This window comes from Mesorhizobium oxytropidicola (genome assembly GCF_056174625.1).
The window spans coordinates 1461974-1475233 of record NZ_CM149692.1; the positions used below are offsets into that span (position 1 = coordinate 1461974).

A 13260-nucleotide genomic window follows, 5' to 3' on the forward strand; every position below is an offset into this window, starting at 1 on the left:
TCCTGTGCCCGCGCGTCAGTCGGCGCGGCGCACGTAAGTGATTTCGTTGGTGTCGACGATGATGCGTTCGCCGGCACCGATGAAGGGCGGCACCAGCACTCGGATGCCGTTCTCCAGCACTGCCGGCTTGTAAGAGGATGCCGCCGTCTGGCCCTTCACCACCGGGTCGGCCTCGGTGATGGTCAGCGTCACATAGTCGGGCAGCGAGATGCCGATCGGCCTTTCCTCATAGAGCTGAACCGTCACCATCATGCCGTCCTGCAGGAAGGCGGCGCGGTCGCCGACGAAATCCTTGTTCAGTTCGAGCTGCTCGTAGCTTTGGGTGTCCATGAACACCAGCGCGTCGTCCTGCTCGTAGAGGAAGGAAAAATCCTTCAGGTCGAGGCGGATCTGTTCGACCGTCTCGGCCGAGCGGAAGCGCTCATTGAGCTTGGTGCCGTTGATGAGGTTCTTCAGTTCGACCTGGTTGTAGGCGCCGCCCTTGCCGGGCTTGACGGTGTTGGTCCTGACCGCGACCCACAGGCCGCCATCGTGCTCGATGACGTAGCCGGGACGGATTTCGTTGCCGTTGATCTTGGCCATGATGATGGGATCCGGAATGAGATTTTCGCCTGGACAAGCGATTTAGGGGCTCCCAAGACCACAAATCGCCCGGAGAGGCAAGGGACGCCGGATCGGCTCCAGCCGGCTGGCCGGCATCAGACCTCGATCTTGATGGCTTCGCCGACGGCCTTTGCAATGGCCTCCACAGCCTTCGCCAGCCGGTTGAGGTGCGGGGAGCGCAGTGCCACGACCTGCAATGAAAGGTCTACATTTTCGATATCGACAAGCATGAGGCCGTCGGGAAGTCCGCGCGCCGCGAGCCGCAACGGCATCAGGCTGAGGCCGTGGCCCCGACGGACCCATTCCATCTGCATCGCCGGGTCCTGGATTTCCGCCACCACGACGAACCGATGCCGTTCGCCGCTCAGACTGGAGAGGAGGCTCTGACGCGCGTCGCAGGGCTCGGGGCTAAGAACCCAAGGCATGCGAGTGTCCGTGACATGGGGTTCGGTGCCGCCAGCCTGGGCTATGACGCAGAGACGTTCGGTGCCGAGCGCGTCCGGGCCTTGATGATCGGCAGGTCGCAGAATGATCGCCATGTCGAGCTGACCGCGTTCGAACTGCTCGACCAACTCCGCGCTCCAGCCGGTCTTGAGCCGCAACGAAATTTTTGGAAACGCAGCGGCCGCGCCGGCGATAGCGCCGGCAACGCTTGCATCGGACAAGCCATGCGCCAGGCCGACACGCAGCACGCCTTGTGGCTCGGCGTCGGCGGCGAACGCTTTCAGAGCCTCGACCGAAGCCAGTATGGCCTTTGCCCGCGCCAGCACCTCCAATCCTGCCGCGGTCAGGCGTGGCGGCTTCTGCCGGCGATCGAGAAGCGTTGTCGCGAGCATGTCCTCCAGCCGCTGCATCTGCCGAGTGACGGCAGGCTGCGTCAGCGGCAGACGCTGCGCGACTTTCTGGATAGAACCTTCCTCGGCGAAGAGAACGAGCGTGCGCAATTCTTCCAGCATTCCGAAAATGCTCCAGGTGCATAATCACTCTGATTATTATGAATTTGAAATCACGACGCCGGCAAGCGATTTTCCTTTCGACGGATCTCGAAAAGGAAAGAGAAGACAATGCAAGCAATCGAATTGCAGGCGCCCGGCGGCATCGACAATCTCAGACTGGTCGAGCGGCCGATGCCGGAACCGGGCCGCCAGGAGATGATCATCAAGGTCAAGGCAACCGCGCTCAACTACCGCGACGTGGAGATCGCCCGTGGCAGCTATCACACTGCCTTTGCCCTGCCGCTGATACCGCTTTCCGACGGCGTCGGCGAAGTGGCGGCGGTTGGTGCCGAAGTGACCCGCTTCAAGGTTGGCGACCGCGTTTGCGGCACGTTCTGGCAGCGCTGGGTCGGCGGCAGCTTCGCCATGGCCGAACCGTCCTATCAGCGCGGCGGTCCCATCGATGGGCTGCTCAGCGCGTTCGCGCGGCTGGACGAACAGGCGGCCGTGCTCGCGCCGCCCCATCTGAGCGATGTCGAAGCGGCGACATTGCCTTGCGCCGCGGTCACGGCCTGGCACGCGCTGTTCACCGAAGGCCAGTTGAAGCCGGGCGAGACGGTGCTCAGCCTGGGCACCGGCGGCGTCTCGCTGTTTGCGGTGCAGTTCGCCGCGACCGCCGGTGCACGGGTCATCGTCACGTCAAGCAGCGACGACAAGCTCACACGGGCAAAGGCGCTTGGCGCGCATGACGGCATCAACTACCGCGACAATCCCGATTGGTCGTCGGCCGTGCTGGCGCTGACCGAAGGCCGAGGGGCCGACCACATTATAGAAGTCGGCGGACCACAAAGCTTCGAGCAATCGTTGAAGGCGGCGGCGCGTGGCGCCCAGATCAACGTCATCGGCTATCTCGGCGGCAGCGAGGGAGCGATCAATCCGCTCGACATCTTTCGCCGCCAGGTCACGGCACGCGGCATACCGGTCGGTTCGCGCGAATCCTTCGAGGCGATGAACCGGGCGCTCCTCGTGAACGGACTGCGGCCGGTGGTCGATCGGGTCTTTCCCTGGCTGGAGGCAGCAGAGGCCTACCGACACCTCGAGCACGGATCGCCCTTCGGCAAGGTCGTCCTCGATCACATGCAATAAATCGAGCAGCGGTCGTCAGGGCAGGCGATTTGCCTTCTGCAGGGCCTGCTTGGTCTGGTCGTCGCCCAGCCCTTGCAGGAAATCGTCCATGTCGGGATCGATGAGACCGGCGCGGCGGGCGACGATGTACCAGGCGCCGGCGAGCACGAGGTCCGGGTCGGTGCCGATGCCTTGCATATAGAGCTTTGCCAGGCGGTTCTGGGCGGCGACATTGCCGCCCTCGGCTGCCTGCTTCGTCCAGCCGAAAGCCGATTTCAGGTCGCGGGCGCCGCCGCGGCCCTCGATCATCCAGGCGGCGAGATCGATCTGCGCGGTGTCGTAGTTCTGCCGTGCGGCCTGCGCCAAAAAGCGCCTTGCCTGCACATCGTCGCGCGGCTTGCCGCCGACGCCGTTGGCGTAGATCTGGGACATGGCGTATTGCGCGTCGGCGAGGCCGGTCGCGGCAGCGCGCTCATAATAGGCGGCTGCCTTGGCCAGACCCGCCTCGCCGGGATCCTGCTGGACCAGCATCTGTGCGAAATTGAACTGCGCCAGCTGGTTGCCGGCTTCGGCGGCGGCCTGCATCAGCGCATAGGCCTCCTTCGTGTCCTTCTTCACGTAACGCCCATCGAGCAGCATCAGCGCGTACTGGAATTGCGATTCCGGCACGCCCTGCTCCGCGGCGCTAGCGTACCATTTCGCCGCTTCCGCCGCGTTCAACGGCACGCCAAGCCCACGCGACAGGATTTCGGCCACCAATGTCTGCGCGGCCGGGTCGCCATTCTGGGCGCGCACCAGCGCGAGGTTGTAGGCCGTCTTGTAGAGCCCGCGCTGGAAGGCGCCATAGGCCGCGTCCGCGGGCTTGGCCCCGAAACGGTCTGGATTGATGCTGTCGGCCGAGGGCAGGGGTGCGGGCTCCGCCGTGGTGGCGGGCTGCGGCAGCTGGTTTTCGATCGGCTTGTCGGTGTGCACACCGGCTTCAGGCTTGGGCTGCGGCAAGGGTATGGTTTCGGCGGCGGCGGCCTGGATCATGGCCGCTGCAAGCAAGGCCTGAAGGAGAAGCCTCACCGGAGCCACATCAGTCCTCGAAGCGCGGCGCGGTTTCGTCGAGCAGCGCGTTGGCCTGGCTTACCGCCGCTTGCGGATCGACGCCATCGGCGAAGACTGCGCTCGACAGCGCGACGAACTCGGCGCCGGTGGCGGCCACCTCCTCAATGGAGGCCAGATCGGATCCGGCCATGACGATGCAGGGGATCTGGATCATGTCGGCCCACCATCGCCCCAGCGACAGGTTGCGCGGATGCGGCTCGGGCTTGTTGTCATAGCCAAAGCGGCCGAAGAAGATGTAGTCGGGCCGCGTCTCGCCAAGCTCAAGCGCATCGTCACGTGTCTTGGCGCCGCCGGCGCCGACCATCATTTTCGCCTGGAAATGTTCGATCGTCTCGGCGAGTTCGGCCTTGGAAACCTCGACATGGATGCCGTCGGCTTGGACACGCCCCGCGATGCGGGTGTCGCCGGCGATGACGACCGCCACGCCCGCGGCCTGAGCCGCCGGCACGATCTGCTCGGCAAAAGCCTGGAAGGCGGCTTCGTCCATGCCGTTCTCGGGCAGGATCAGCGAAGCGACGTCGCCACCGTCGAATGCGGTGGCTATACGGGCGGCCGGCACGCCGGGCGGCGCGATCAGCACGATGCGGCAGCGATTTGGGGGTGTGGCGTCGTTCATGGTTCTTCGATCCCGGATTTCGCCTATGCCGGGCGAAGATGGTTGGATTGCGGCATAGAGCAAACTGCCCGCTTTGAACAGGCGGACAGTCGGGATCGCGTTTCCAGACCGCCGGGCGGCCGGTGTGCTGCCCTACTTGACCGGCTCAGGGCTCGCGGCGGACGGTTTCGACTTCCACAAGGTCCAGCCGAGATTCATGCCGGCAGCCGCCGTCAGGATCAAAGCGGCGCCGACGATCTGGCTGAGATGCAACCGATGGCCGAAGGCGGTGACGTCGACCAGGATGGCAACGACCGGATAGATGAAGGACAGCGATCCCTGCAGATGCGTCGGCAGCTTCTGGATGGCGCCGTACATCAATATGTACATCAGGCCGGTGTGGACGATGCCGAGCGTCGCCAGCATGGCCCAGCTCCATGGGTCGGCGGGAAGATGCGAGAGACTGGCGAAGGGCGCCAGCATGACGACGCCGACGCAGACCTGGATCAACGCGATCAAATGCGGCGGCGTGCCCTTGAGCTTCTTGGTGACGACGGCCGCGACGGCCCAGAAGAAGGCCGCGGCCAGCGCCATCAGGATGCCGGCAAAATAGTTGGTGCCGACATCGCCGGCGTCAGGCGCGGCCTCGACGATCAACACCATCCCGGCGAAGGCAATCGTCAGCCATGTCAGCTTGGTCAGCGTCAGCCGCTCGGCGAAGAACAGCGCGCCGAAGCCGACCAGCATGAAGGGCTGGGTGTTGTAGACGGCGGTGGCGATCGAGATCGATGCGCGTGAGAAGGCGCTGAAGAGCAGAACCCAGTTGATGACGATGGCTGCGCCGCCAAGCGCAGCGAGGCCGATGATGCGCAAGGACAGCCTGTCGCGCAGCAGTCCGAGGCAAGCGCAGATGATCAGCAGCGTCATCGCGCCGAACGCGCAGCGCCAGAACACGACATCCATGATCGGCTGGCCGGACATGATGACGAACCATCCGATCGTGCCCAGGATCGCCATTGCGGCCGACATTTCGACCGTGCCGCGTACCGTATCGTTCATGATAAACCTCTGAGTCAGTTGAGGTGACATAATCTCATGCGGAGTGAGCACTTTCCATCTCGTGGAAAAGGCGATATGGGAAATCAGCCTAATTATATTAGGTGACTTTTGCGGATTGGTGAGAAATCTGAAATGCTTGACGATCTTGACCGAAGTCTCCTCGAAATCCTGGTGCGGGATGCACGGACCTCGCTGAAGGAACTGGCTGCCCAGGTCGGTCTGTCGTCGCCGAGCGTTTCGGAGCGGCTGCGGCGGCTCGAGGAGCGCGGCGTCATTCGGGCGTTCACCGTCGAGATCGATCCGCTGGCGCTCGGCTACACCTTGCAGGCGATCGTGCGCATCAAGCCTTTGCCGGGCAAGCTGCACATCGTCCAGAAGCTGATCGAGGAGATTGCCGAGTTCGGCGAATGCGACAAGGTGACGGGCGATGACTGTTTCGTCGCCCGGCTGTTCGTGCGCTCGATCGGCGACCTCGACGGCATTCTCGACCGCATCGCCGACAAGGCCGAGACCAGCACCGCCATCATCAAGGCGCAGCCGATCCGGCGGCGGCCGCCGCCGCTCGGCGCGCCATCAGCTTCATCGTCTTGATCAAAATGCGCTGCAAGCGATGAAGGCGCCGCTGGCCAAACGCGCCGCTGCTTGCATTTGCTGTCGCTCCGCTTGGAATTCTGGGCTATTCAGGCGTTGACGCGCTTTCCCTCCAGACCAGTCCCTCCCCATGTCAGGCCTGCTTCTCGATCCGTGGTTCTACGCGGCCGCAATACCGGCGGTCATTCTGGTTGGCCTGTCCAAAGGCGGCTTCGGCGGTGCTGTCGGTTTCGTCGGCGTGCCGCTGATGGCGCTGACCATCCCGCCGGTGCAGGCGGCTGCCATCCTGCTGCCGATCCTGTGCCTGATGGACATCGTCTCTGTGTGGACATGGTGGGGCGTGTATGACCGCAAGATGCTGGTCGACATGATGCCGGGCGCCGTCATTGGCATCGGCCTCGGCTGGCTGACGGCGGCACTCGTCACCGAGGAGGCGGTGCGGCTGATCGTCGGCGCCGTCGCCATCATCTTCGTGCTGCGCTGGCTCTATCTGCAATTCCGCCACGGTTCCGACCACGCCGCCGAACCCAACCGCGTGGCTGCCGCGATCTGGGGTGCGGTCGCCGGTTTCACCAGCTTCGTCGCCCATGTCGGTGGCCCGCCCTTCCAGGTCTATGCCTTGCCGATCCGCCTCGACCCCAAGGTCCTGTCAGGCACCGCCGCGATCTTCTTTGCCGCGACCAATGCGTTGAAGCTCATCCCCTATTTCGCGCTCGGCCAGTTCGACACCGCCAATCTGACGGCGTCCGCGGTGTTGATGCCGCTGGCGCCGCTGTCGACCATCGCCGGCGCCTGGCTGGTGCGGCGCATGCGGCCCGGATTTTTTATCCGTTCACCTACGCGACCGTGGCGGTCGTGGCGCTGAAGCTTTTGTGGGACGGCATTGCCGGCCTGCTGTAGCAGGCCGGCGGCTTTACTGCCGCATACACCTCATCGCCAGCGTCAGACGGCACTTTCCACCAGCCGGCGGCTTCCGCCGAAGGCCAGCGTGGCACCCGCCACCAGGACCAGGATCATCCCGGCGAGGATGCCGATGTCATGCGTTGTCGGCTTGAGCACCATGTCGGCGACGATCACCAGCATCACCGCATAGTCGAAGCGCGCCGCGCTCATCATGCGCTGGCCAATGGCAAGTACGGAAGGCGTGACGCCCTCCTTGGCGATCATGGCGCCCATGCGCTCGCCGGTCGGCTTGAAGATGAACATACCGATCGAGAAGGTCGTGGCGTAGCCTGCCAGGCCGATGATGATCCACAGGTCAGAGAAACCGACCCAGAAGGCGCACATGATGAGGCCGAAGAGGAGTGTGAGCATCGACATCGGCGCGAAGAAAAGCCCGCCCAGCTGCCCGCTGGCTCGCATCGCCTGAAGCTTGTCCTCGATATTGCCGGCGCGCTCGGCAAGCACACCGAGCAGGAACAGCACGAAGCCGCCGCCGACCCACAATGTGGCTGAGACGATGTGGAGAAATTTGACGATCGAATACCAGTCCATCGGTTGCTCCTGGATATTTCCGGGGTTTCGCGGCGGAGCGGATATGCGCCAGCCGTCAGAGGAGCGGCCGTTTAGCGTGGTGGCTGTTTCGGAACGATGTCGCGAAAAACAGTTTCTGTTTCGGCAGTTTTCTACTGGCGCGGGTCCGAACAACAAGCCGATGCGCGGTTTCATTTTCTGCTATTGTCGGATGCGTCAGGGGAGCGCGACATCGTCTGGAAACACTGCCGATGCTAGTGCGCCGACGCCGGGAGCCCGGCGGCGGCGACAATCGCCTGACGATCAACCCATTCCCGAAAACGGGAAAAGGCAATTCGAGGGGACAAGCATGCAAGGGGTAGCACGGAATTTCTTCACACTGGCCATCATCTATGCGCTGTGCGGGATGGCGCTCGGCATCCACATGGCGATCAGCGAAGACCATGGCCAGATGCCGACCCACGCCCATATCATGGTGGCCGGCTGGCTGATGTCGGCGGTCTTCGCCTTCTTCTATCACCTGTTTCCAACCGTCGGGCAAAAGACGATCGCCGTCGTTCACTTCTGGCTGACCGCGATCAGCGGCATCGGACTCATGATCGGCCTCTTCATTCTGCTTGCCGGCACGCCGGCAATCGAACCCCTGCTGGGAATCGCCTCGATCGGCTTCTACGCAGGCATGCTGCTGTTTGCCTTCATCGCGCTGCCGGTGGTCTGGAAAAAGGCCTGAACTTGATGCCGGCCGAGGTCTCGAGACTGTGCTGTTACGGCACAGGAATGGGGCGTTCAGTCAAAAAACATCGGCGCCGTTAAAGGTTCATTAAGCTTTACAGGCGTTTACTATGCGCATCCAGTGATCTGGATTCTTACCGAGTGGTTGGAGCCACTTTGTTTGACGCCTCCCTGTTAAACTCCTGAGAGCCGCCTTATCCGCGGCTTTTTTTTGTCCGCATTCCGGTGGCACGCCGGGTGTCGGTCCGCTGTTAACCTTCTGTTAAACATGTGCTTGCCTTCACCCCCGGCGAAGCGCATTTTCAAGCTTCAGTTATATAGGGTGCCGGGTGTATCGGCAGTGAACCGAATCGGCCGGTTGCAAGTGCAGGGGCGTAGCAATGAACGAGCCTTCGAAGGGCAGTGCGAAAACCGTTAAACTGGCGGAGCGTCGGGTTTTTTCGCATTCCTTCAAACCGCTTTACCAGGAAGGCATGGGGCTGGTCGAACAGGCGGCTGAATATCTCGACGGCAAGGGCCGGGCCGAGGCCAAGAAACTGTCGCGGCTGGCGGCCACGCTCTACGCGGCCGAATCGATGCGGCTGACGACCAGGCTGATGCAGGTTGCCTCCTGGCTGCTTTTGCAGCGCGCGGCCAATTCCGGCGAAATGACCCGCGACCAGGTCGCTTCGGAAAAATCCAAGGTGCGCCTCGATACCGCTTCCGCGCATGACGAAGCCGCCGGCTGGGCCGAACTGCCCGAGGATTTTCTCGACCTCGTCAACCGCTCGCTTCGCCTGCAGGCGCTGGTGCGCCGCATGGACGACGAGATCTACGGCGCCGGCGCCGTGGTCGACATGCAGCCGATGGGCCGCCGGCCCAATCCGGTTTCGGACCAGATCAGCCTGCTCAACACCGCTTTCGCCCGCAACTGAGCGGCTTCGGAATATTTCCCGGCTCGATAGGGTTCTGTTTCCGGTTTGTTCACATTTCGCTGGCATCGCTGTCCGCCCAGGGGGTAAAGTGACGGCATGGGGGAAGCGATTCGCATCATCGGTATCGATCCGGGGCTCAGGCGCACCGGATGGGGCATCGTCGAGAGCCTCGGCAATTCCTTGCGCTTCGTCGCGTCCGGCACCGTGCGCTCCGAGGACAAGGCGGCGCTGGCGACACGGCTCTGCCAATTGCATGACGGACTCGCCGAAGTCCTGCATGCGGCAATGCCGCATGAGGCGGCCGTCGAACAGACCTTCGTCAACAAGGACGCCGTGGCGACGCTGAAGCTCGGCCAGGCGCGCGGCATCGCCATGCTGGTGCCGGCGCGCGCTGGCCTGGTCGTTGCCGAATATGCGCCCAATGCGGTGAAGAAGGCGGTCATCGGCGTCGGCCATGGCGACAAGAAGCAGATCCACATGATGGTGAAGGTGCTGCTGCCGAAGGCGACGTTCGACACCGAACATGCCGCCGACGCGTTGGCCATCGCGATTTGCCATGCGCATCACCGCCAGAGCGCCGCCTATCGCATGGCGCTTGCCGGCTAGGGATGTTCTTGACTTGTTCACATAGTTGGAATATTTCTTACTTGTAAGAAAGGCGTGTTTGATGCGTGTGACGAGCAAGGGCCAGGTGACAATCCCACGGGATCTGCGGGAGACATTTGGGATTGGCGCCAACAGCGAAGTCATTTTCGGCATTGAGGGCGGCAAGATCACGATCACGCCGAAACATGACAAGGGGCGGCTGGCTGACCGCGAAAGACTAGATCGTTTTCTTGCCGCGCTCGATCGGCTTGAGGGCAGCGGCGATCAAACAATGAATGCCGATGCCGTCATGGCTTTGACCCGGGATCGCTGATCTTGGCGACGCTTGTGGACACCAATGTACTTATCGATGTGGCCGTTCGCGATCCCGCCTGGTCAAAGTGGTCGTGGTCCAAAATGGTGTCTGCTCTTGAGCGGGGCAGCCTGGTCATCAATCAGATCATCTACGCCGAGTTTTCGATGCGCTATGAGGCGATAGACGACGTCGATGATGCCTTGCCTGAAGATGAGTTCCGGCGCGAAAGTCTCCCGTTCGAAGCGGCCTTTGCGGCGGCGAGAGCGTTCTCTGTCTATCGGCGATTGGGCGGACCTCGAGAGAAGGTGATGCCCGATTTCCTGATAGGAGCCCATGCCGCCATCCGAGGCTATCCCATTCTTACTCGCGATCCCGCAGGTTTCAGAAAGTACTTTCCAGATGTCGAGCTCATTACGCCCGATACTCATCCCTAACGGGGGCTGCGTCCAATGATCGGCAAGCTCAAGGGCACGTTGGACGAGATCGACGAGGATCATTGCCTCGTCGACATTCATGGCGTTGGCTATGTCGCCTATTGCTCGGCGCGCACGCTGGCCGCGCTGCCTTCGCCCGGCGAGGCGGTGGTGCTGTTCATCGAGACCTATGTGCGCGAGGATATGTTGCGCCTCTATGGTTTCCAGTCGCAGCTTGAGCGCGAGTGGTTTCGATTGCTGATGAACAATGTGCCGGGTGTCGGCGCCAAGGTGGCGCTGGCCATCCTGTCGACGCTGGCGCCGGCCGACCTCGCCAATGCGATCGCGCTGCGCGACATCGCTATGGTCAGCCGCGCACCCGGCGTCGGCAAAAAGGTGGCCGAGCGCATCGTTACCGAATTGAAGAACAAGGCGCCGGCCTATGCGGGCGCCGCCTCCGGCACCATCGGCCTGAAGCAGGAACTCGGCGAAGGCGTGGCCCCGGCGCCAATCACCGACGCGGTCTCGGCACTGGTCAATCTCGGCTATTCGCGCGACACCGCCGCCAATGCGGTGGCTGCGGCGCTGAAGACCGCAGGCGAGGACGCCGATGCACCGAAGCTGATCCGCTTCGGGCTGAAGGAACTCGCGCGGTGAGGGCTCGCTTGTCCGTTTCCCTGCCATATGCGAGGAAGACAGCATGAGCCTGTCGCCCCGCCTGATCGCCCCCGACAAACGCGGCGAGGATGCCGAGCAGACCTTGCGGCCGCAGACGCTTGCCGATTTCGTCGGCCAGGCGGCTGTGCGGGCCAATCTCAAAGTGTTCATAGAGGCCGCCAAGGGGCGCAACGAGGCGCTCGACCATGTGCTGTTCGTCGGGCCGCCCGGGCTGGGCAAGACGACGCTGGCGCAGATCATGGCGCGCGAACTCGGCGTCAATTTCCGCTCGACTTCCGGGCCGGTCATCGCCAAGGCCGGCGATCTCGCCGCGCTGCTCACCAATCTCGAAGAAGGCGACGTGCTGTTCATCGACGAAATCCATCGGCTGAACCCGGCGGTGGAGGAAATCCTCTATCCGGCGATGGAGGATTTCCAGCTCGACCTGATCATCGGCGAGGGACCAGCGGCGCGCTCGGTCAAGATCGACCTTGCCCGCTTCACGCTCGTCGCCGCCACCACGCGGCTTGGCCTGCTGACCAATCCGCTGCGCGACCGGTTCGGCATTCCGGTGCGGCTCAATTTCTACACGGTCGAGGAACTGGAACAGATCGTGCGGCGTGGTGCCCGCATCCTGCAAATGCCGCTCGGCGACGACGGCGCGCTGGAGATAGCGCGGCGCGCGCGCGGCACGCCGCGCATCGCCGGCCGGCTGTTGCGCCGCGTGCGCGATTTCGCCTCGGTCGCCGGCGATGGTCATGTCGACCGTCTCATCGCCGACGAGGCACTGACCAGGCTCGAGGTCGACGCGCTCGGCCTCGACGCGCTCGACCGTCGCTATCTCTCTATGATCGCCCGCAATTTCGGCGGCGGGCCGGTCGGCATCGAGACCATCGCCGCCGGCCTGTCCGAGCCGCGCGACGCCATCGAGGACATCATCGAACCCTATCTGATCCAGCAGGGCTTCATCCAGCGCACGCCGCGCGGACGCATGCTGACGGCCAATGCCTGGCGCCATCTCGGCCTCGATGCGCCAAAGGACCTGACGCAGCAGCAGATCAACCTGTTCCAGGAAGAATAGCCGCCAAGCGATCAGGCGGGGGTTCCCGGACCAATGATCAAGCATCCGTGAACGGTTTGCGCAAAATCTGCTCGTCTTTGCCGATTTGCCGGCGCAATCCTGGATTTTATCGGCGCTGTCTCGCGGCATGCCGCCGCGATCCACGTGCCGGGGCCAAAGAATGATAACCAGACGCGGGTTCCTGCGCTTCATCGGCGGGTCGTTCCTGACCGCCGCCGCGCTCGGCGCCTATGCGGTCGGCATCGAACCGATGCTGCTGACGCATGTGAAGCGCTATGCGCTGACGCCGCCGCATTGGCCTGATGGCCTGAAGCTGAGGGTTGTCGCGCTCGCCGATATCCATGCCTGCCGGCCTTGGATGACGCAGGAGCATATTGCCTCGCTCTGCGAAGACGCGAATGCGCTACAGCCGGACCTGATCGTGCTGTTGGGTGACTATATTGCGGGCATGCCCCTGGTGACGGGGCCGGTGACGCCATCGCAATGGGCCTCCGCCCTGTCGGGCCTCAAGGCGCCGCTCGGCGTCCTGTCGATCCTTGGCAATCATGATTGGTGGAGCGACGGCTTCGCGCAGCGCGCCGGGGCCGGCCCGATAATCGCGCGCAAGGCCCTCGAGAAGGTCGGTATCCCGGTGCTGGAGAACGATGTCGTGCGCCTGGTGAAGGATGGCCATGGCGTCTGGATCGCTGGCCTGGCCGACCAGCTGGCGCTGCTGCCGACCCGGAAGGGCGACGACTGCAAGGGGTTCGACGATCTCGACGGCACGCTGGCCAAGGTTAGCGATACCGCGCCGATCATCTTGCTTGCCCATGAGCCCGACATTTTTCCGACCGTGCCGTGGCGGGTTTCGCTGACCCTGTCGGGCCACACCCATGGCGGGCAGGTGCGGCTGTTCGGCTACTCGCCTGTCGTGCCGTCGCGTTTCGGCAATCGCTTTGCCTATGGCCATGTCGTCGAGAACGACCGCAACCTGATCGTCTCGGGCGGGCTTGGTTTCAGCATCATGCCGGTGCGTTTCGGCGTGCGGCCGGAGATCCTGCAGATCGATCTCGGTTGATATGAAGGATCGCT

At 63.3% G+C, this 13260-nt stretch carries 16 protein-coding genes and 1 pseudogene; 11 read left to right on the forward strand and 6 right to left on the reverse strand.

The genetic code is table 11. From position 1 onward, the window contains the following. Window positions 1-15: 15 nt before the first annotated feature. Both efp and AC0V8S_RS07310 read right to left on the reverse strand, forming a co-directional pair. Window positions 16-582 (reverse strand): elongation factor P, encoded by a 567-nt coding sequence (gene efp, locus AC0V8S_RS07305; protein ID WP_019861758.1) that lies wholly within the window; start codon window positions 580-582, stop codon window positions 16-18. Between the two features lie 116 nt (window positions 583-698). Beyond that, the gene (locus tag AC0V8S_RS07310) at window positions 699-1559 is read right to left on the reverse strand and encodes a LysR family transcriptional regulator (RefSeq protein ID WP_475437293.1); all 861 of its coding nucleotides are present in this window, start codon (window positions 1557-1559) and stop codon (window positions 699-701) included. A gap of 108 nt (window positions 1560-1667) precedes the next feature. Here AC0V8S_RS07310 and AC0V8S_RS07315 point away from each other — a divergent pair, with 108 nt between their 5' ends. After that, the gene (locus AC0V8S_RS07315; protein WP_475437294.1) at window positions 1668-2684 is read left to right on the forward strand and encodes a zinc-dependent alcohol dehydrogenase family protein; all 1017 of its coding nucleotides are present in this window, start codon (window positions 1668-1670) and stop codon (window positions 2682-2684) included. Window positions 2685-2699: 15 nt separating this feature from the next. Here AC0V8S_RS07315 and AC0V8S_RS07320 read toward each other — a convergent pair whose 3' ends face one another. The 3 genes from AC0V8S_RS07320 to AC0V8S_RS07330 all read right to left on the reverse strand — a co-directional run bounded on the left by AC0V8S_RS07320 (window position 2700) and on the right by AC0V8S_RS07330 (window position 5427). Next, complete coding sequence (locus tag AC0V8S_RS07320; protein WP_183463966.1) at window positions 2700-3740, reverse strand: tetratricopeptide repeat protein; 1041 nt, start codon at window positions 3738-3740, stop codon at window positions 2700-2702. 1 nt (window position 3741) lies between these two features. Then, a complete protein-coding gene (locus AC0V8S_RS07325) occupies window positions 3742-4389 on the reverse strand; it encodes a thiamine phosphate synthase (RefSeq protein WP_475437295.1) in 648 nt (215 codons plus the stop codon). Window positions 4390-4521: 132 nt separating this feature from the next. Then, entirely contained in the window at window positions 4522-5427 is a 906-nt protein-coding gene (locus tag AC0V8S_RS07330; protein ID WP_183463962.1) for a DMT family transporter, read from the reverse strand. A gap of 132 nt (window positions 5428-5559) precedes the next feature. Between AC0V8S_RS07330 and AC0V8S_RS07335 the strand changes: the two genes are divergently transcribed. Beyond that, window positions 5560-6018: an Lrp/AsnC family transcriptional regulator gene (locus AC0V8S_RS07335; RefSeq protein ID WP_095201140.1), complete on the forward strand. Its 459-nt coding sequence runs from the start codon at window positions 5560-5562 to the stop codon at window positions 6016-6018. Between the two features lie 130 nt (window positions 6019-6148). Beyond that, window positions 6149-6918 (forward strand): annotated as a pseudogene (locus AC0V8S_RS07340) (sulfite exporter TauE/SafE family protein). 42 nt (window positions 6919-6960) lie between these two features. Here the strand turns inward: AC0V8S_RS07340 and AC0V8S_RS07345 are convergent. Further along, complete coding sequence (locus tag AC0V8S_RS07345; protein ID WP_475437296.1) at window positions 6961-7512, reverse strand: DUF2269 family protein; 552 nt, start codon at window positions 7510-7512, stop codon at window positions 6961-6963. A gap of 328 nt (window positions 7513-7840) precedes the next feature. Here AC0V8S_RS07345 and AC0V8S_RS07350 point away from each other — a divergent pair, with 328 nt between their 5' ends. The 8 genes from AC0V8S_RS07350 (at window position 7841) to AC0V8S_RS07385 (ending at window position 13246) form a co-directional block, all read left to right on the forward strand. Further along, window positions 7841-8221: a hypothetical protein gene (locus tag AC0V8S_RS07350; protein ID WP_475438587.1), complete on the forward strand. Its 381-nt coding sequence runs from the start codon at window positions 7841-7843 to the stop codon at window positions 8219-8221. Between the two features lie 382 nt (window positions 8222-8603). Beyond that, window positions 8604-9137 (forward strand): protease adaptor protein RcdA, encoded by a 534-nt coding sequence (gene rcdA, locus AC0V8S_RS07355; RefSeq protein WP_096451211.1) that lies wholly within the window; start codon window positions 8604-8606, stop codon window positions 9135-9137. A 96-nt stretch (window positions 9138-9233) separates the two neighbouring features. Then, window positions 9234-9743, forward strand: coding sequence for a crossover junction endodeoxyribonuclease RuvC (gene ruvC, locus AC0V8S_RS07360; protein WP_140892609.1), 510 nt, complete (start codon window positions 9234-9236; stop codon window positions 9741-9743). Window positions 9744-9804: 61 nt separating this feature from the next. After that, a complete protein-coding gene (locus tag AC0V8S_RS07365; RefSeq protein WP_013529138.1) occupies window positions 9805-10056 on the forward strand; it encodes an AbrB/MazE/SpoVT family DNA-binding domain-containing protein in 252 nt (83 codons plus the stop codon). Between the two features lie 2 nt (window positions 10057-10058). Further along, window positions 10059-10472 carry a type II toxin-antitoxin system VapC family toxin gene (locus AC0V8S_RS07370; RefSeq protein WP_183463956.1) on the forward strand — a complete coding sequence of 138 codons (414 nt, stop codon included), beginning with the start codon at window positions 10059-10061 and terminating at the stop codon, window positions 10470-10472. Window positions 10473-10487: 15 nt separating this feature from the next. Beyond that, window positions 10488-11108, forward strand: a complete 621-nt coding sequence (gene ruvA, locus AC0V8S_RS07375) for a Holliday junction branch migration protein RuvA (protein ID WP_183463954.1) — start codon at window positions 10488-10490, stop codon at window positions 11106-11108. 43 nt (window positions 11109-11151) lie between these two features. Beyond that, complete coding sequence (gene ruvB / locus AC0V8S_RS07380) at window positions 11152-12189, forward strand: Holliday junction branch migration DNA helicase RuvB (protein ID WP_475437297.1); 1038 nt, start codon at window positions 11152-11154, stop codon at window positions 12187-12189. A 160-nt stretch (window positions 12190-12349) separates the two neighbouring features. After that, the gene (locus tag AC0V8S_RS07385) at window positions 12350-13246 is read left to right on the forward strand and encodes a metallophosphoesterase (protein WP_475437298.1); all 897 of its coding nucleotides are present in this window, start codon (window positions 12350-12352) and stop codon (window positions 13244-13246) included. Window positions 13247-13260 lie beyond the last annotated feature (14 nt).

Excerpts from the sequence above, each read along its gene's own strand:
- efp (WP_019861758.1), bottom strand. The coding sequence starts at position 582 with ATGGCCAAGATCAACGGCAACGAAATCCGTCCCGGCTACGTCATCGAG.
- AC0V8S_RS07310 (WP_475437293.1), bottom strand. The coding sequence starts at position 1,559 with ATGCTGGAAGAATTGCGCACGCTCGTTCTCTTCGCCGAGGAAGGTTCT.
- AC0V8S_RS07315 (WP_475437294.1), top strand. The coding sequence starts at position 1,668 with ATGCAAGCAATCGAATTGCAGGCGCCCGGCGGCATCGACAATCTCAGA.
- AC0V8S_RS07325 (WP_475437295.1), bottom strand. The coding sequence starts at position 4,389 with ATGAACGACGCCACACCCCCAAATCGCTGCCGCATCGTGCTGATCGCG.
- AC0V8S_RS07330 (WP_183463962.1), bottom strand. The coding sequence starts at position 5,427 with ATGAACGATACGGTACGCGGCACGGTCGAAATGTCGGCCGCAATGGCG.
- AC0V8S_RS07335 (WP_095201140.1), top strand. The coding sequence starts at position 5,560 with ATGCTTGACGATCTTGACCGAAGTCTCCTCGAAATCCTGGTGCGGGAT.
- AC0V8S_RS07345 (WP_475437296.1), bottom strand. The coding sequence starts at position 7,512 with ATGGACTGGTATTCGATCGTCAAATTTCTCCACATCGTCTCAGCCACA.
- AC0V8S_RS07350 (WP_475438587.1), top strand. The coding sequence starts at position 7,841 with ATGCAAGGGGTAGCACGGAATTTCTTCACACTGGCCATCATCTATGCG.
- rcdA (WP_096451211.1), top strand. The coding sequence starts at position 8,604 with ATGAACGAGCCTTCGAAGGGCAGTGCGAAAACCGTTAAACTGGCGGAG.
- ruvC (WP_140892609.1), top strand. The coding sequence starts at position 9,234 with ATGGGGGAAGCGATTCGCATCATCGGTATCGATCCGGGGCTCAGGCGC.
- AC0V8S_RS07365 (WP_013529138.1), top strand. The coding sequence starts at position 9,805 with ATGCGTGTGACGAGCAAGGGCCAGGTGACAATCCCACGGGATCTGCGG.
- ruvA (WP_183463954.1), top strand. The coding sequence starts at position 10,488 with ATGATCGGCAAGCTCAAGGGCACGTTGGACGAGATCGACGAGGATCAT.
- ruvB (WP_475437297.1), top strand. The coding sequence starts at position 11,152 with ATGAGCCTGTCGCCCCGCCTGATCGCCCCCGACAAACGCGGCGAGGAT.
- AC0V8S_RS07385 (WP_475437298.1), top strand. The coding sequence starts at position 12,350 with ATGATAACCAGACGCGGGTTCCTGCGCTTCATCGGCGGGTCGTTCCTG.